Origin of the sequence: Billgrantia kenyensis (genome assembly GCF_013697085.1) — a bacterium.
GTDB classification, from domain to species: domain Bacteria; phylum Pseudomonadota; class Gammaproteobacteria; order Pseudomonadales; family Halomonadaceae; genus Halomonas; species Halomonas kenyensis.
In genome coordinates this window covers 80,670-97,660 of sequence record NZ_JACEFT010000004.1, presented here as the reverse complement: position 1 = coordinate 97,660, position 16,991 = coordinate 80,670, and the positions used below count along the sequence as shown (strand labels likewise).

The 16,991-nt window shown below is 65.4% G+C and carries 14 protein-coding genes; 6 read left to right on the top strand and 8 right to left on the bottom strand.

Translation table 11 applies throughout. The features are described from left to right. Nucleotides 1-23: 23 nt before the first annotated feature. The 7 genes from H1D44_RS05555 to doeA form a co-directional block, all read right to left on the bottom strand. Nucleotides 24-974, bottom strand: a complete 951-nt coding sequence (locus tag H1D44_RS05555) for a cyclodeaminase (RefSeq protein ID WP_181513844.1) — start codon at nt 972-974, stop codon at nt 24-26. Between the two features lie 28 nt (nt 975-1,002). Beyond that, nucleotides 1,003-2,001: a hydroxyectoine utilization dehydratase EutB gene (gene eutB / locus H1D44_RS05550; RefSeq protein WP_181513843.1), complete on the bottom strand. Its 999-nt coding sequence runs from the start codon at nt 1,999-2,001 to the stop codon at nt 1,003-1,005. Between the two features lie 123 nt (nt 2,002-2,124). After that, nucleotides 2,125-3,549, bottom strand: coding sequence for an aminotransferase (locus H1D44_RS05545; protein ID WP_181513842.1), 1,425 nt, complete (start codon nt 3,547-3,549; stop codon nt 2,125-2,127). Nucleotides 3,550-3,841: 292 nt separating this feature from the next. Then, nucleotides 3,842-5,341 (bottom strand): NAD-dependent succinate-semialdehyde dehydrogenase, encoded by a 1,500-nt coding sequence (locus tag H1D44_RS05540; RefSeq protein ID WP_181513841.1) that lies wholly within the window; start codon nt 5,339-5,341, stop codon nt 3,842-3,844. 209 nt (nt 5,342-5,550) lie between these two features. Further along, nucleotides 5,551-6,024 (bottom strand): Lrp/AsnC family transcriptional regulator, encoded by a 474-nt coding sequence (locus H1D44_RS05535; protein ID WP_181513840.1) that lies wholly within the window; start codon nt 6,022-6,024, stop codon nt 5,551-5,553. A 46-nt stretch (nt 6,025-6,070) separates the two neighbouring features. Beyond that, entirely contained in the window at nt 6,071-7,084 is a 1,014-nt protein-coding gene (gene doeB, locus H1D44_RS05530) for a N(2)-acetyl-L-2,4-diaminobutanoate deacetylase DoeB (protein ID WP_181513839.1), read from the bottom strand. A gap of 11 nt (nt 7,085-7,095) precedes the next feature. Next, a complete protein-coding gene (gene doeA / locus H1D44_RS05525) occupies nt 7,096-8,295 on the bottom strand; it encodes an ectoine hydrolase DoeA (protein WP_181513838.1) in 1,200 nt (399 codons plus the stop codon). 214 nt (nt 8,296-8,509) lie between these two features. Between doeA and ehuR the strand changes: the two genes are divergently transcribed. Both ehuR and H1D44_RS05515 read left to right on the top strand, forming a co-directional pair. Next, nucleotides 8,510-9,916 carry a MocR-like ectoine utilization transcription factor EhuR gene (gene ehuR / locus H1D44_RS05520; protein ID WP_181513837.1) on the top strand — a complete coding sequence of 469 codons (1,407 nt, stop codon included), beginning with the start codon at nt 8,510-8,512 and terminating at the stop codon, nt 9,914-9,916. Nucleotides 9,917-9,948: 32 nt separating this feature from the next. After that, nucleotides 9,949-10,884, top strand: a complete 936-nt coding sequence (locus tag H1D44_RS05515; RefSeq protein ID WP_181513836.1) for a 2-hydroxyacid dehydrogenase — start codon at nt 9,949-9,951, stop codon at nt 10,882-10,884. A gap of 81 nt (nt 10,885-10,965) precedes the next feature. On the opposite strand, the gene H1D44_RS05510 is transcribed toward H1D44_RS05515, so the two are convergent. Then, a complete protein-coding gene (locus H1D44_RS05510) occupies nt 10,966-12,963 on the bottom strand; it encodes a methyl-accepting chemotaxis protein (RefSeq protein ID WP_238984369.1) in 1,998 nt (665 codons plus the stop codon). A 219-nt stretch (nt 12,964-13,182) separates the two neighbouring features. Between H1D44_RS05510 and H1D44_RS05505 the strand changes: the two genes are divergently transcribed. The 4 genes from H1D44_RS05505 (at nt 13,183) to H1D44_RS05490 (ending at nt 16,890) form a co-directional block, all read left to right on the top strand. After that, nucleotides 13,183-13,746, top strand: coding sequence for a nicotinamidase (locus H1D44_RS05505; protein ID WP_181513835.1), 564 nt, complete (start codon nt 13,183-13,185; stop codon nt 13,744-13,746). After that, the gene (locus H1D44_RS05500) at nt 13,743-15,095 is read left to right on the top strand and encodes a nicotinate phosphoribosyltransferase (RefSeq protein WP_181513834.1); all 1,353 of its coding nucleotides are present in this window, start codon (nt 13,743-13,745) and stop codon (nt 15,093-15,095) included. Before H1D44_RS05505 ends, H1D44_RS05500 begins: the two co-directional genes overlap by 4 nt. 96 nt (nt 15,096-15,191) lie before the next feature. Continuing rightward, on the top strand, nt 15,192-15,866 hold the full coding sequence (locus H1D44_RS05495) for a hypothetical protein (RefSeq protein ID WP_181513833.1): 675 nt from the start codon (nt 15,192-15,194) through the stop codon (nt 15,864-15,866). A 97-nt stretch (nt 15,867-15,963) separates the two neighbouring features. Continuing rightward, nucleotides 15,964-16,890: a LysO family transporter gene (locus H1D44_RS05490; RefSeq protein WP_181513972.1), complete on the top strand. Its 927-nt coding sequence runs from the start codon at nt 15,964-15,966 to the stop codon at nt 16,888-16,890. Nucleotides 16,891-16,991: the final 101 nt, after the last annotated feature.

The following is a 16,991-nucleotide window of genomic DNA, read 5'->3' as shown; positions in this document are numbered from 1 at the left end:
GTGCCAGCGGAACGCCCTGCCGCTTACCTCGCCAGCCGAGACAGAGCGAAGGCGGCGATGGCGGTATCCTGCACGCCGGTGCCGGTCAGGTCGCACAGGGTGATGGCCGCCTCGGCATTGCGCAGCCGATCACCTCGTTCGATCACTCGTCCCAGCTCATGCACCGTGAACGGCACCTCGCGCCCCTGGCCGGCAAAGACCTTGAGCTCGCCGTTGTGCTCGCTCTGGCCGCGGGTATCGCAGACGAAGGCGTCGGCACGGGTCAGCACCGACTCGTCGAGTTCACGTTTGCCGGGGCTGTCCGAGCCCATGGCGGTGACGTGCACGCCCTCGGGCAGATCGCTGGCATGCAGCAGCGGCTCCCGTGAGGGCGTCGCCGTAATGATGATATCGGCCTGGGCGCAGGCAGCGTGGATGCTGTCGCGCACGGTCACGGTCAACCCCTGGCTGCGCATGCGCTCGGCATAAGCCTCGGCGGCTTCGCGACGGCGCGCCCAGACATCGAGAATATCCACGTTGCGCACCAGACGCAGCGCCTCGACCTGCCGCTGGGCCTGCTCGCCGGCGCCGATCACCCCGACCCGGCGACTGTCCTCGCGCGACAGGTGCCTGGCGGCGATGGCCCCGGCCAGGGCGGTGCGCACCATGGTCAGATAGCCCTCGTCGAACAGCACCGCCTCGACCTGCCCTGTCTCGGCGGAGAACAGCATCATCAGTCCGCTCAGGCTCGGCAGGCCGCGCCTGGGATTGTCGAAGGCGCCGCTGCTGACCTTGATGGCGTAGCGCTGCCAGCCCTTGATGTGGGCGATCTTGACGTCGACTTCGCTGTTGAACTCCTCCATGGCCATCGACAGGATCGGCGGCTGCACCACCTCGCCGCGGCCCAGCGCGGCGAAGCCCGCCTCCACCTGGCGCAGCGCCTCGTCGTCGATCCCCACCACCGCTTCGATGTCGTCACGTCGATAGAGCTTCATCTCTCCTCCTTGAACACGTGCAAAGGCCTCAGCGATTGGCTAGCTGGCGAGCCTTGTCCAGCGTCTCCAGCGCCACGCCGTTGCCGGAAAGGACCAGCGCTACCCGCTGGCCACGCACCTCGAGCCCGTGCTCGGCCAGTGCCGCGAGCCCTACCGCAGCAGCGCCCTCCACCAGCAGCTTCTCGTGCTCGAGGATGTCGACCATGGCCTGGGCGATGGAGGTTTCCGAGACCTGGAAGTGGTCGTCCATCACCTCGCGCACCAGACCGAACGTGCAGCGATTGTCGAGGCCGATGCCTCCGCCCAGCGAGTCGGCCAGGCTCCCCACCTCCTCCACCGCCACGGGACGCCCGGCCTGCAGGCTCTGCCACATGGCCGCGCCGCGCGACAGGCTGACCCCGGTGATACGGGTCTCGGGGCGAATGGCCTTTACCGCCATACCGATACCCCCCAGCAGCCCGCCGCCGGAGAGCCCGACGACGACCCGGTCGAGATCCGGCGCGTCCTCCATCAGCTCCAGGCCGAGGGTGCCCTGCCCGGCCGCGATCAGCGGATCGTCGAAGGGCGGAATCAGGGTCATGCCGCGCTCACGCACCAGCCGCTCGACCTCGATGAAAGCCTCGTCCTGGCTCTCGCCCACGCGTTCTACCTCGGCGCCTAGCGCCTCGATGGCCGCCACCTTGTTGGCCGGCACCAGGCACGACAGGCAGATGGTGGCCGGCACGCCGAGCCTTGATGCGGCAAAGGCCACCGCACGGCCATGGTTACCGGTGGAGGCGGTGACCACGCCGGCTTCCAGGGCTTCGCGACCGTGACGCTCGATCAGCGCAGCGATCATGTTGGTGGCACCGCGCAGCTTGAAGGCCCCGCTGGGCTGAAGGGTTTCCAGCTTGAGCAGAATCTCGGCGTCGAAGCGCCGCGACAGGGCAGGGGAATGGACCAGCGGCGTACGCAGCACCTGACCGGCGATGCGCTGGCGGGCCTGGTAGATGCAGGCGAGGGAAACACCGTGCTGGGATTGCGGCATGTCGTGGCAGACTCAACGGCTCTTGGGGATGAGGTTTTTCCAGACTAGAAAAGGTTAGCGTGAAGGGACAAGAAAAAGGCCGCGGGTTCGATCCCCGCGGCCATTGGTTCGGCTCAGGCTCGTTCAGCTCACCGCCATGGTGGCCTTGACCACGCCTTCGCGCACCAGCTCGTCGGTGACCTTGTTCACCGCGCGCTCGGCCCGGGCGACGATCTCGTCGACCTCGGCGCGGGTTGCTACCAGCGGCGGCGCAAAGCCGAGGATGTCGCCCTGGGGCATGGCCCGGGCGATCAGGTTCTCGTCCAGCGCCGCCGCGGCGATGCGCGCGCCGACCTTGTGCACGGCATCGAAATGCGTGCGCCTGGCCGGGTCGATGGCGAACTCCAGCGCCGCCAGCATGCCCACGCCGCGCACGTTGCCGACGATAGGATGCTCGCCGAAGGCGGCCTGCATGCGGCTCTGCAGGTAGGCGCCGGTTTCGGCGGCGTTGGCGGTCAGCCCCTCGCGCTCGATGATCGCCAGGTTGGCCAGCGCCGCGGCGCAGCCCAGGGCATGACCGGAGTAGGTCCAGCCGTGGCCGATGGGGCCGTACTCGCCGGTGCCCTGCTCCAGCACGCGCCAAACGCGGTCGCCAACGATCACGCCGGAGAGCGGCTGGTAGGCGCTGGTCAGCCCCTTGGCGACGGTGATCAGGTCGGGCTTGATACCGTAGAAATGGCTGCCGAAATCGGCGCCGATGCGACCGAAGCCGCACACCACTTCGTCGGCGATCAGCAGCACATCGTACTTGGCCAGCACCGCCTGGATCGCCTCCCAGTAGCCTTCCGGCGGCGGCACGATGCCGCCGGTGCCGAGCACCGGCTCGCCGATGAAGGCGGCCACGGTGTCGGGGCCTTCGGCCAGGATCATCGCTTCCAGCTTCTGCGCGCAGAAGTGGGAGAACTCGCGCTCGCTCATGCCTTCCTGCTCGGCGGCGCGGTGGTAGTAGTACGGCGCCTCGGTGTGCAGGATGCCGGCCAGCGGCAGGTCGAACTGGTCGTGGAACGCCTTGAGGCCGGTCAGCGAGCCGGTGGCCAGACCGGAACCGTGGTAGCCGCGCTGGCGCGAGATGACCTTCTTCTTCTGCGGGCGACCCAGCACGTTGTTGTAGTAGCGCACGAGCTTGAGCTGGGTCTCGTTGGCGTCACTGCCGCCCAGGCCGTAGTAGACCTTGGACATGCCGGGGCCGGCGAGCTCGATGATCTTCTCGGAGAGGGCGATCTGCGGCTCGTTGGAGTGGCCCACATAGGTGTGGTAGTAGGAGAGCTCCAGCGCCTGCTGATAGATCGCCTCGGCCACCTCGGTGCGGCCGTAGCCAATGTTGACGCAGTACAGACCGGCGAAGCCGTCGATGAACTCGCGGCCATCCTTGTCGACGATGTGGATGCCCTTACCACCGGTGATAACCCGGCCCGGTGCGTCGCCATGAGCGAAGTCGCGCAGGTGGGTAGAGGCGTGAAAGGTGACCTTGCGGTCGCGCTCGATCAGGTCGCGGTGCTGCTGGCTCATTAGGCTCTCTCTATATCAAAAGGCCCCGCCGCAGCGGGGAGTTGTTCAAATTTATATGTCGCAGTTTGATGCCGGCATGCGCCCTCTCGCGATGCCCAAGGGCGAAACCGGATGCCGATTGGGGTCGTACACTCCTAAGGCCCGCATATATCAGGGCAAGCTCAAGAGCTCTGCGAGCAAAGGCCTGGCTAGGCGAAGCGCTGCCGGGAAACGGACCGGGCTCGCGCTCGAGTGGACTTTAGTCCATGAGCAGTTCACGGCAGCGGTTCAACAACGCCAGGCCGAAGCGCAGCTAGCTCCCAGATACAGACCCCAAAGCCCCCAGGCAGTAGTACTTCGTCTCGAGATACTCATCGATCCCGGTGATGCCGCCCTCACGGCCCAGCCCCGACTGCTTGACGCCGCCGAAAGGCACAGGCGGGCCGGTCATCTTCACCGAATTGACACTGACCATGCCGTACTCCAGCGCCCGCAGCAGCTTCCAGATGCGGCGGATGTCGTGGGTGTAGACATAGGCCGCCAGGCCGTACTCGGTATCGTTGGCCATCTCGATCACTTGGTCGTCATCGCGGTAGGCGGTGACGCCGGCCACCGGGGCGAAGTTCTCTTCCCGCCACACCTTCATTTCGGGCGTCACGCCGGTCAGCAGCGTTGGCATGAAGTAGTTTTCTCCCGGCGCCCGGGTCTGGTCGCCGGCCACCAGGGTCGCGCCGCGGGAAATGGCGTCGTCGACGATGGCGGCCGCCTTGTCCACCGCCTGGCGATGGATCAGCGGGCCCAGGTCGATTTCGCTTTCGAGGCCATTGCCCACGGTCAGCGCCGCCATGCGCTCGGCGAAGTGCTCGACGAACTCGTCATGGATCGACTCATGGACCAGGATGCGATTGGCCGCCAGGCAGTCCTGCCCGGCGGTCTGGAACTTGGCCGCCACAGCGGCGAAGGCCGCCTCCTTGGGGTCCATGTCTGGGCCGACGATGAACGGTGCGTTGCCGCCCAGCTCCAGCGACACCCGCTTCACCGACTGTGCGCTCTGCTCCAGCAGCAGCCGGCCAACCCGGGTGGAACCGGTGAAGGATACCGCCTTGACCCGCTCCTCGGCACACAGAATTTTGGAAACTTCCGCCGGCTCGCCCAGCACCACATTGAATACACCGCCAGGGATCCCGGCGCGCTCGGCCAGCTCGGCCAGCGCCAGCGCCGAAAATGGCGTCTCGCCGGCCGGCTTGACCAGCACGGTGCAGCCCGCGGCCATCGCGGCGGCCGCCTTGCGCGTGATCATTGCCAGGGGGAAGTTCCACGGCGTGATCAGCGCAGCGATGCCTACCGGCTCCTTGAGCGTACCCAGGGCGGCATTGGGGATATGGCTGGGAATGGTCTCGCCGAAGGTGCGCTTGCCCTCCTCGGCGAACCAGCGCACGAAGCTGGCGCCGTATTCCACCTCGCCACGTGCATCGGGCAGTGGCTTGCCCTGCTCCAGGGTCATGATGGTGGCCAGGTCTTCGCGGTGCTCCTGCAGCAGGTCGTGCCAGGCCAGCAGCCGCTCGCAGCGCTCATCGGCACGCAGCGCCCGCCAGTGAGCGAAGGCAGCATCGGCGGCGTCTACCGCCTCGCGGATCTGGTGCGCCTCGAGCCAGGGAATGTGACCTATGGCCTCACCGGTAGCGGGATCGAATACCGCCTCTTCGCGTCCACCTTCGCCGTGGGTCCACTTGCCGTTCACGTACGCATGCTGGCGGAACAGGCGTGGATCGTCGAGCAGGGTGGACAGCGTCCGGGTCAGCTTCATGTTCATGCGGCACCTCCCTTACCACGGCTCCACGGGGAGCCGAGTGTGGCGAAAAACGAGAGAGCAGCCAGCGGCTGCTCGATGCCTGTAGGGTAAGGGGAAACCGCTGAAGGGACTTTTCGAAGGCTGCCGTGCCCGATACGTTTTTTTTCGTCCTGTCGGGGAAAACGTGGCTTTTTTCTGGCGCCCCGCCTTCAGCGCGAATCGAGAGCGATTCAAGCCAGGTGCTCGGGCATGACTTGAGGGCTCTTCTTCTTGACCGTCTTGGTCACGATGTAGGTGAAGTAGCGCTCGATGCCGGCATCCGAGGTGAGCCACTGGTCGATGAGGCGCTGGTAGGCGTCGACGGAGTCAGCCTCGACCTTCATCAGGTAGTCGACTCCACCGCCGACCGCCACGCACTCGGTGACCTCGGGCGTGTCATGAACCAGCGCCTCGAAGCGGGCGAAACTTTCAGCGTTATGCTGCTTGAGCTCGATCTGCACCCACACCGGGGTGCGCTTGACCAGCGCACGGGGATTGATACGGGCGCTGTAGCCTTCGATGATGCCGGCCTTCTCCAGTCGACGCACCCGCTCCCAGCAGGGACTGACAGAGAGGTTGATGGCCTCGGCCAGCTTCGACTTGGTGATGCGGCCGTCGCGGGTGAGTATTTCGAGGATCTTCAGGTCATAGCGATCGAGCTTCATTGTTGTCTCTTGTCTTTCAAGCAAGGCAGTAGCGGATCAAGGGCCATCAACCCAGCGAGTCCACGACTTCGGCAATGACGGCAATGGTATCGCCCATGTTGACCATGGCCGGAAAACGGCGCGCAGCCAGGATGCCGTCGCGGCTGGCACGGTACTCGACAGGCGTGGCACCGCTACGGGTCATGTCGTAGACCCGGGCGATCACCTGCCCCTTCTCGACCCGGTCGCCCAGTGCCAGGGTCAGCTCGAGCAGCCCACTGTGCTCGCTCTGCACGTAGCAGCTGGCATCGGGCATGTCGAGATAGACCTGGGGCTGCTGCGGCATCTCCACTTTGCCTTCGACGAGGCCGAAATGAACCAGGAAGTTGCGCACGCCGCGCTCGGTGATGGACAGGCTTTCAGGGGTGGAGGTGCCGCCGCCGCCCAGCTCGGTGGCAACGAAGACCTTGCCCTGGCTCTCCACCGCAGTGTCGAACAGCGCTGAAGCATCGAGCTCGAACATCATCATGGCGTAGGGCGCACCAAAAGCCTTGGCGCCTTCCAGCGCCTGGCGCTGCTGCTCGGGGTCGTCGAGCACGTGGGAAGCGCCGAAGGGGATGATATCCAGGGTGCGCCCGCCGGAGTGCAGGTCGAGCACGACATCGCACATCGGCACCATCACCCGCGTGAAGTAGTCGGCGATCTTCTCGGTCACGGTGCCATCCGGGTCGCCGGGAAAGCTGCGGTTGAGGTTGCCGCCATCGAGGCCTGAGGTGCGCTTGCCGGCCATCACCGCCGGCTGGTTCATGCAGGGCACGATGATCACCCGGCCGCGGACCTGCTCGACGCGCAGCTCGTTCGAGAGCTTGAGCAGGGAAGTGATGCCCTCGTATTCGTCGCCATGGTTGCCACCGGTGAGCAGGGCCGTGGGGCCCTCGCCGTTCTTGACCACGGTGACCGGTATCATCACTGCCCCCCAGGCCGACTCGTCGGTGGAAATCGGCAACTTGAGGAAACCGTGCTGGACGCCGTCGGCGTCGAAGTCGACGGTGGCGCTGATAGGACTGGGTCGCTTGCTCATCTTGGCTCTCCTTATTTAACGAACAGCTGGCGAGGAAAGTTGGCCAGCGTCTCGCAGCCAGTCTCGGTGATCAGGATACTCTCGGTGATCTCGAGGCCCCAGTCGTCCTGCCACATGCCCGGCATGAAGTGGAAGGTCATGCCGGGTTCCAGGATGGTATCGTCGGAGGGACGCAGGCTCATGGTGCGCTCGCCCCAGTCGGGCGGATAGCTGATACCGATGGGGTAGCCGCAGCGCGCCCCGCCGCGGTCGAAGCCGTACTTGTCCATGGCCGCCCCCAGCGCCATGGCGATATCGGCGGTACGATTGCCGGGCTTGGCCACGGCCAGGCCGTTGTCGATCCCTTCGAGCAGTGCCGACTCGGCGCGCACGAAGTCCTGGGGGGGGCGGCCCAGGAACACGGTCCGCGACATGGGCGCGTGGTAGCGCTTGAACACACCGGCGATCTCGAAGAAGGTGCCCTCGCCTTCACGAAAAGGCGTATCGTCCCAGGTCAGGTGCGGCGCCGCCGCATCCTTGCCGGTAGGCAGCATGGGCACGATGGCGGGGTAGTCACCGCCAAAGACCTTGCCATTCTCGTCGACCCAGCCCTCGATGCCCACGCGGTAGATCTCGGATACCAGCTTGCTCTTGGGCAGCCCCGGCTCGATCACCTCGAGAATGCGTGAGTGCATTCCCTCGACGATCTTGCCGGCGACCCGCATGTAGGCGATCTCCTGGGGCGACTTGATGGCGCGGCACCAGTTGACCAGCGAGTTGGCATCCACGAAGCGGGCATGCGGCAGCTCACGCAACAGGCTCTGGTAGGCCTTGGCCGAGAAGTAATAGTTGTCCATCTCCAGGCCAACCACCCCCTGGTGCCAGCCGCGATCGGGCATGATCGACTGGGCCAGATACTCCATGGGGTGCATGTCCGGGTTCTGCACGTAGTAATCGGGGTAATAGGTGATGTTGTCGGGATCGATCCAGCAGGTTCGCAGCGCCCCATTGGCATCCATGCGACGCCCATACCACACCGGCTCCCCCTCGAGCCCCACCAGCACACACTGGTGAACGTAGAAAGACCAGCCGTCGTAGCCGGTCAGCCAGGCCATGTTGGAAGGATCGCTGATCACCAGCACATCGATCCCACGACCGGCCATTTCGGCCCGCACCTTCCATAGGCGGCTTGCATATTCCTCACGAGTGAAGGACAGGTTTACCTGAGTCATGGGGCACTCGCCAAAAGCATCACCAAGAACCGGCCCTGCTTCCGCAAGGAAGAGGGCCGGGCCATCGGACAATCGATCATTGCGGTCAGGGGTGTCGGACCGGCCCAAAATTGTCATGACCTAATTTGACTGAAAGCATGACAATTTCGGGTCAATATCGCTAAGCTGATAGTAGCACCCCCCCTTGGCAGGCGGTCAAAGGCTTTATTGAATCATGACAATTGATCTGACCCCATACCTTACCGAGACGGGTCCCAAGTACCTGGCCATCGCCCGCGCCCTGTCGGAAGCAGTGCGCCAGGGAGAGCTGCTGCCCGGCACCCGCCTGCCCCCGCATCGGCAACTGGCCGAGAGCCTGGGAGTGAGCGTACAGACCGTGTCGCGGGCCTACGCCCAGGCCGAAAAGATGGGCCTGGTCCAGGCCAGAGTGGGTAGCGGCACCTGGATCAACGCACTGGACGATGCTCGCGAATCGGCTTACCTGCGGGGTCATGAGTTTCGCCACGAGGCTCCTCTCATAGACCTTTCCATCGCCCATCCGGTATGCCCCCCGGGCCACCACCTGCGCTTTCGCCAGACCCTGGCGGAACTGGCCGAGCATGCCAGCCCCGAGGTGATCGGCGCCTGTCGACCCATTGCCGGGCTGGCCCACCAACGCGAAAGGGCCAGCACCTGGCTGCAGTCCCGCCTCCACGTTCCCGGCGAGATGGACGACCGCATCCTGTGCAACGGCGCCGCCCACGGCCTGATGCTGGCAATCTCGAGCGTGGTACAGCACGGCGACCTGGTACTGACCGAGGCACTCACCGACCACGGCCTCATCGCCCTGTCGCGCACGCTGGGCTTTCAGCTACGCGGTATCGCCATCGACGCCGAAGGCATCGTGCCCGAAGCGCTGGACCTTGCCTGCCAACGCTTCAAGCCACGCGCGGTCTACCTGACCCCGACGCAGTTGAACCCTACCGGGGCGACCATGAGCGAGGCACGCCGGGACGCCGTTGCCGAGGTACTGGCCCGCCACCGGATATGGCTGATCGAAGACGATGTTCATGCCTTGCTGGAGTCGCCTGGGCTCAAGCCCGTCGCCTCGCGCATTCCTCAGCAGAGCTTTCATGTCACCAGCCTGACCAAGGTGACCGTGCCGGGGCTACGCGCAGGTTACCTCACCGTGCCCCGCGGCCAGCTGCACCATGTGTTGCCGCGGATGCGCGCCACCACCTGGATGGCCACGCCGCTGATCTTCGAGATCGCCGACCGCTGGCTGGCGGAGGGGACCGCCGAGGCGCTGGCCGCCGAGCAGCGCGAGCTGCTTGCAGAGCGCCAGCAACTCTCCCGGCGCCTGCTGGGTCATCACACGCTGGAGTCCCGCCCCACCAGCCTTCACGTGTGGGTTTCCCTGCCCGACGCCTGGCGCGCAGAGGAGCTGCAGCAGCAGGCCGAGCAGGAAGGCCTGGCGATCACCACCGCAGTGCCGTTCATAGTGGAGCAGACACCGCCTCCCCGGCGCATCCGGGTCAGCCTCGGCGCCGAGCAGGACATCTCCCGCCTGGAAGAGGGACTCAAGCGGCTGGCAGCATTGCTCGACGAGGCGCCGCCGCCCATGATGCAGATCGTCTATTGAATCGAATGTCTAGCTAACCAACAGGAGCCGACATGCGCGTACTGCTGCATATCGATGACATCGAAGCCTGGCGCGAAGCCTTGGCCGAACGTCTGCCCGAGGCCGAGATCGTCACCGCCGATGACCCCGCCGACAAGCGCCGGGACGCCGACTACCTGGCGGTATGGAAGCCCTCCGAGGCGCTGCTCGGTGAGCAACGCCGCGCCCGCGGCATCGTCAACCTGGGCGCCGGCGTCGACGCCCTGCTCAACAACCCGGCGCTGCCCGAGGGTGTGCCCATCGTCAAGCTGCGCGATGCCGGCATGGCCGAACTGATCGGCGACTACGTGCGCTACGGCGTACTGCACTTCCAGCGCGACTTCGATCGCTATCGGCGCCAGCAGGCACAGCGTGAGTGGCGCGAGCACAGCGTCACCGACAAGCGCGACTGGCCGGTGGGCGTGCTGGGCCTGGGCGCCATCGGCGCCAAGGTGGCCGCCATGGTCGCCGCCGATGGGTTTCCCGTGCACGGCTGGAGCCGCTCGCCGAAGTCGCTCGAAGGCATCACCTGCCACCATGGCGACGAAGGGCTGAACGACCTGCTAGGTCAGGTGCGCACCCTGGTGCTGCTGCTGCCGGGCACGAAGTCGACACGTCACATCATCGACGCCCAGGCACTGGCCGCCCTGCCCGAGGGTGCCAGCCTGATCAACCCCGGTCGCGGAAGCCTGATCGACGAGGCGGCGCTGCTCGAGGCGCTGGGCAATGGCGAGAGCGAAGGCAGGCTGCGCGGCGCCCTGCTCGACGCCTTCCCCGAGGAGCCGTTGCCCGAATCGAGCCCGCTGTGGAGGCACCCGCGCGTCTGGGTGACCCCGCACATGGCCGGCCCCACGCCGCTCGGCGAAGCTGTCGATCAAGTGGCCGAGGCGATCCGCGCCTTCGAGGCGGGAGAGACTCTCGACACCATCGACCCGGAAGCAGGCTACTGAAACACTCGCAGGCCTGAGGATATCTGAAGGAAAGCGGCGGGCCATGGCCCGCCGCTGCTCCCTTGCCAACGGCTTCTTGGCTTACGCCGGTTGCGGCAAGCGCTCGAGGCTGCGGTACTCGAACCGAGACGCATCTGACAGCGCCGCATTTTCGGCCTCCCCCAGGCTAACGCTGACCCGAAAACGGGTGATCAGACGGGCCATTTCCCCCGCCTGGTCGTCCAGCGAGCGGCTGGCGGTGGCAACCTGCTCGACCAGCGCGGCATTCTGCTGGGTGGTGTCTTCCAACTGCGCCACGGCCTGGTTGATCTGCTCGATGCCCGACGATTGCTCGGTGCTGGCCATTGATATCTCCGAGACCAGGGCTGCGGCCTGCTTCACATCGCGGGCAATCGCCGCCAGGGCATCGGAGGTCTGCCCCACCAGACCGTTGCCCGTCTCCACCCGCTGGGTGGTTGCCCCGATCAGCTGACGGATGCGCTCGGCCTCCTCGGCACTGCGGCTGGCCAGCTTGCGCACCTCCTCGGCCACCACCGCGAAACCGCGACCATGCTCGCCGGCCCGTGCCGCCTCCACCGAGGCATTGAGCGCCAGCAGGTTGGTCTGGAAGGCGATGCCATCGATCGCCTCGATAATCGCCGTGACCTGACGATTGGCCTCGGAGATCTGCAGCATGGCGCGACGTGCTTCCTCGGCAACGGCACTGGCCTGCTCGGCCTGGACAACCGCCTGCTGCGTCATGCTACTGGCCTGGCGTGCGTTGTCGGCAGACTGGCGCACGGTGGATGTCATCTGCTCCATGCTGGTGGCGGTTTCCACCAGCGAGGCAGACTGCTCTTCGGTACGGCTGGCCAGGTCCTCGTTGCCCTGGGCAATTTCACCGCTGGCCGAGCCAACGCCACGCGCCCCCTGCTGGATCGAAGCCACCAGCGACTCCATGCTTGCCGTGGATTCATTGAAAGCCGCATAGAGCCGCGAGAGCTCGTCGCTGCCGGGCTCGGCCAAACGCTGGGTCAGGTCGCCATCACGCGTCCGGATCAGATCCAGCGCGTTTCTCAGCGGCACGACGATATTGCGTACCAGCAACACGGAGAGTACAACGGAAACCAGGATGGACAGCAGGGCCAGGCCGGCAAAGGTCCAGAGCCCTATGCGAGCTTCGGTCGCCAGAGCACGAGCACTCTGCTGCAAGTCTTCAGCCAGCTCCAGCTCCAGTTGCCGCAACCGCTCCAGCTTGTCGGTCTGGGCATCGAACCAGCGCTCTGCCCGAATACCGTAACCGCCATCTATACCTTGCCGCATGGCAATCTGGCGCATCATCGTGAGTTCACCGTAGGCCTCGTGCTCACTCGTAGCAGCAAGATACTGAGCCCACAGGTCGGCTCCAGCCTGGACGGCAAAGCTCTCCTCGAATGCCTCCTCCTCCCCGAGCAGACGCAGGAAGCGATAGTACACGTCCGGTGACATGCGGTTGGCGCCGAAAGCACCGGAGAGAAGCGCTCGCTCGACCCCGGCGCTCTCCTTGATTTCAAGCAGGGCATAGTAGGCTGCTAGATTGCGAGCCAATTCACCGGCGTTACTCAACGAATTCAGCCTGCCAACGGTTTCGGCCAACCGTGCATTGATATCGGTGTAGTATTCCAGCGCATCGAGATCACGCATACCCAAGGCAGTCACCGCTTGGCGGGTCGAACCCAGCTCTGCCAGCATCGCATCGATCTCCTCGCGCCGACGGTCGATTTCCGGATCTCCGCTGGCATCGATGCCGTCCCAGGCCGTCCGGTAGCTGACAAGCTGCTCGTCGACCCGGCTTCGCTGAGCGGAAAGCCGCTCGCCGAAGGTCTCGCCACGGCTCCCGAGAAAGCCAACCGATAGTCCACGTTCCACCTGGAGTTCATGCATCAGGCCACCGAGCTGTGCCGACAACCCGGCGAAGCGATCGACCTCGATCATGTCATTGGCAAGCTTGTATCGATCCAGGATCCCGGTGGTCGCCAGCCAGACGATGATGCAAAGAGGAAGTGCCAGCACGAGCATGAACTTGCGCGACATGGGAATGCGGTGAAGGAAATTAGTCATGGATTGAGGTCCCTGCTCGAGTGAAAGCCATGCCCCTTTTTCGGTCTTTCTCTCCCCATCTTGAGACCTTGGTCGAAGAACCGAAGCTGCATTTGACTTAGGTCACTTTTCGTACAAAGTAACAGCCTGTATCTCTGCCGAAGCGCTGCCGACCTACACGAAAAGAGAGCCAGGGCATACGCTGATAGGGACGAGACACGACCCTGCTGGAGGTAGGTCATGACCAGGATGGAGTACGGACCGGACACGGCCCTGCTGGTGGTGGACATGCAAAATGACTTCTGCGAAGGCGGCGCGCTGGCCATCCCCGGGGGCGCGGCGCTGGTGCCCGGCATCAATGCCGAGATCGAGGCGGCAAGACGTGGCGGTGCGCTGGTGGTGGCCTCCCGCGACTGGCACCCCATCGACCACGCGAGCTTCGATCACCGTGGCGGCCCGTGGCCGGTGCACTGCGTTCAGGACACTCCCGGTGCGGCCTTTCATCCCCAGTTGGCACTGCCCGGCGATGCGATCCGGGTGAGCAAGGCGACCGCGTTCGACATCGATGCCTATTCCGCCTTCGATGGCACCGGCCTGGCCGGTTACTTGCGCGGCCGCGGCGTGAAGCGCGTGGCTGTCTGCGGACTGGCCATGGATGTGTGCGTCAAGGCCACTGCCCTGGAGGCCTGTCGCGAGGGTTTCGGGGTGACCCTGCTCGCTCGCCTTACCGAACCCGTCGAATCTGACGCGCGCCAGGGCTGCCAGCGTGAACTCCAGGACGCCGGCATCGAGGTCAGTCAATGAGCGAGCCGATTTCCGTCCACGTCGAGGACAGCGAACTGCTACTGCTGACCGATCTCTACCAGTTGACCATGCTGGAGGCCTACTGGCAGGAGGCCATGCACGAACGGGCCACCTTCAGCCTGTTCTTTCGCAAGTTGCCGACGACACGACGCTTCATGCTTGCCTGCGGTCAGCAGCATGCTGCCGCTCTCGTCAGCCAGCTGCGCTTCACATCGGCCATGCTGGAGCGCCTCGCCGCCACCGGGCGATTCCAGCCGGGCTTTCTCGACTGGCTCGCCGAGTGGCGCTTCAGCGGCGATATCTGGACCCTGCCCGAGGGCACACCGGTGTTCCCCAACGAGCCGCTGATGGAGGTGGATGCACCCATTGCCGAAGCCCAGCTGATCGAGAGCCTGATCATGAACCTGGTGCAGCTCGAGACGGTACTCGCCTCCAAGGCCGTGCGTGTCGTGATGGCTGCCCGGGGGCATCCGGTAGTGGATTTCGGCCTGCGCCGCATGCATGGGGTGGACGCGGCCCTGCGTGGGGTGCGCGCCTATCGCACCGCCGGCTTGGCCGGCACCAGCAACGTGCTCGGCGGATTGCGCCACGACCTGCCCCTGAGCGGCACCATGGCGCATAGCTACATCCTGGCCCACGACAGCGAGACCGAGGCATTCCACGCCTTTGCTCGGCACTTCCCCGGCACGACTCTGCTGGTGGACACCCACGACACCCTGGACGGCGTGAAGCAGGTCATCGAACTGCTGCGCCAGGAGCCCGAGCTGAGGGTGGACGCCATCCGCCTCGATTCCGGCGATCTCGGGGAGCTCGCCCGAGGCTCGCGCCAGTTGCTCGATGCAGCCGGCCTCGAGCGCATCAAGATCATTGTCAGCAGCGGGCTCGACGAGCACAAGATCGCCGCCCTGCTGGATCAGAGCGCCCCTATCGATGCCTTCGGCGTCGGCACCCAGATGGGCGTCTCTGCCGATGCTCCTGTGCTAGACCTCTCCTACAAGCTGGTGGAATATGCCGGCACCCCCCGGGTCAAGCACTCCACCGGCAAGGTCAACCTGCCGGGGCGCAAGCAGCTGTTGCGCCGTACGTCCGCAGACGGCAGCTACCTCGGCGACGTGATCACCCGGCGCGACGAGCGGATCGATGGCGCCGAGCCGCTGCTGGTGCCGCTGATACGCGACGGCAAGCTCGATGAAGCGCTGATGGCCGATGCCGACCGGGCACGTGAGCGTGTCGCAGCGGCCCTGAACCGGCTGCCTGACCGGCTAAGGCGCCTCGCCCCCAGGGAGGCCGACGACGACTATCCGGTTGAACTGAGCCCGGCCCTGCAGCAGCTGGTCGACTCCCGCTGAACGATGCCAACCATGCAATTACCGTGCATCGAGGAACCCTGGGGCGCTGTGGAGGTTCACAGCTACTGATGCCTTTCAGCCAAGCGACCCCATGCCATGAACCGCTCCCTTCGTGACCTTGCCCCTCTCCCCCTGCTCGCGCTGCTGCTGGCCTGGCTGCCCACCTTCACCCAGGCCGCCGCGCCCGAGACCCTGCTGCAGCCCTTCCAGGCCAACTACCGCCTGGAGGTGAGAGGCTGGCCCAACGCCACCATCGAGCACCAGCTGACCCGCGAGAGCGGCCACTGGAAAAGCCGTATGCAGGCCTCCATTGCGGTCGCCCGTGGCAACGAACGCAGTCGCTTCATCGTCACGCCCGAGGGGGTGCGCTCGGTCAACTACGCCAGCGGCTACTCCCTGTTCGGCGTGGGCGGGAACTATCGTCTGGGCAGCAGTGAATTGGCCAAGCTACCCGACCGGCAGGCCGCCCTGATCGAACTCTCGCGTCGCGCGCTCAATGGCGGCTGCCAGGAGAGCTGCCGCCTGACCTACCAGGATCATCGCGGGCGCGAGGAAATCCTGGACTACCAGCCCTTGGGAACGGAGATCCTGAGCCTCCCTGCCGGCGAGTTCGAGGCGGTCAAGGTCGCGGTCAACGAGCCGGAAACCCCCGAGCGAGAGATGCTGTTTCACTTCCATCCCCAGTTCCCCGGCCTGCTGCTGGCAGTGGACTATCGCCGCGACGGCGAACGCAGGAGCCGGCTCATCCTCACCTCGTTGGAGCCCCGTTGATCACCCGATGAGCCTTTGTACCACGGCGCAGCGAGCCCGAGACTGGTAGAGTTGGCGGTTTTCGCCGCCATATGCGGCTTCGATGAAGGGAATCGAGATGCTGTCGGGGCTTTTGATCGTTCTGCTGCCGCTGTTGCTGGGCTACCTGGTGCCGGTTCGCCATGCCGGCGTCATGCACGCTATCAACCGGGGCGTCAACGCCTCGGTCTACGTCATCCTGCTGCTCATGGGGATCAGCCTGGCAGGCCTGGACGAACTGGGTAGCGAACTATCGCGCATGGGTAGCCAGGCACTGCAACTGTTCGTCGTGATCACTGCTTGCAACCTGGCCGCGCTTGGGTGGCTGTCGCACCGGCTTGCACTGCGAATGGGGAGCTCACCGGTCGTGGCAAACGCCCCCACCACCAAGCTGGCCGCACTGCTCGGCTCGCTCTCGCTGGTGGCCATGGTAGTGGGCGGCGTGCTGATCGGCCTGGCGCTTGCCTGGCTGGGCGGCGATATCGTCTTCCAGCACGCCGACCAGCTCGCCGAGTGGGTGCTCTACGTGCTGCTTGCACTGATCGGCTGCCAGCTGCGCAACTCCGGCATGCCGTTGCGCCAGATCCTGCTCAACCGCCATGGGCTTGCCATTGCCACCACGCTCGCCGTCAGCTCATTGATCGGCGGCCTGCTGGCCGCGCCGCTGCTGGCGCTGCGCTGGAACGAGGGCCTGGCGCTGGCCTCCGGCTTCGGCTGGTACTCGCTATCGGCCATCCTGGTGGGCGACCAGTTGGGCCCAGTGCTGGGCGGCGTGGCCTTCTTCAATGACCTCACCCGTGAACTGCTGGCCTTCATTCTGATCCCCCTCCTCATCCAGCGCCATGCCCCCCTGGCCATCGGCTACGGCGGCGCCACTTCGATGGATTTCACCCTGCCGGTGATCCAGCAGCATGGCGGTGTGGCCTGCGTGCCTATCGCCGTGGTCAGCGGCTTCATCCTCTCGCTGCTGTCGCCGCCACTGACCCTGTTCTTCCTGTCGCTGTAATTCCCGAAAGCCAGGCTCTGGAAGCACCGGGAAAGACGACCCGCACTCTTAGCCGAAAGTCGAGGTTGAACTCGCCAGGCAGAAACGGCTAACTAGGCGCC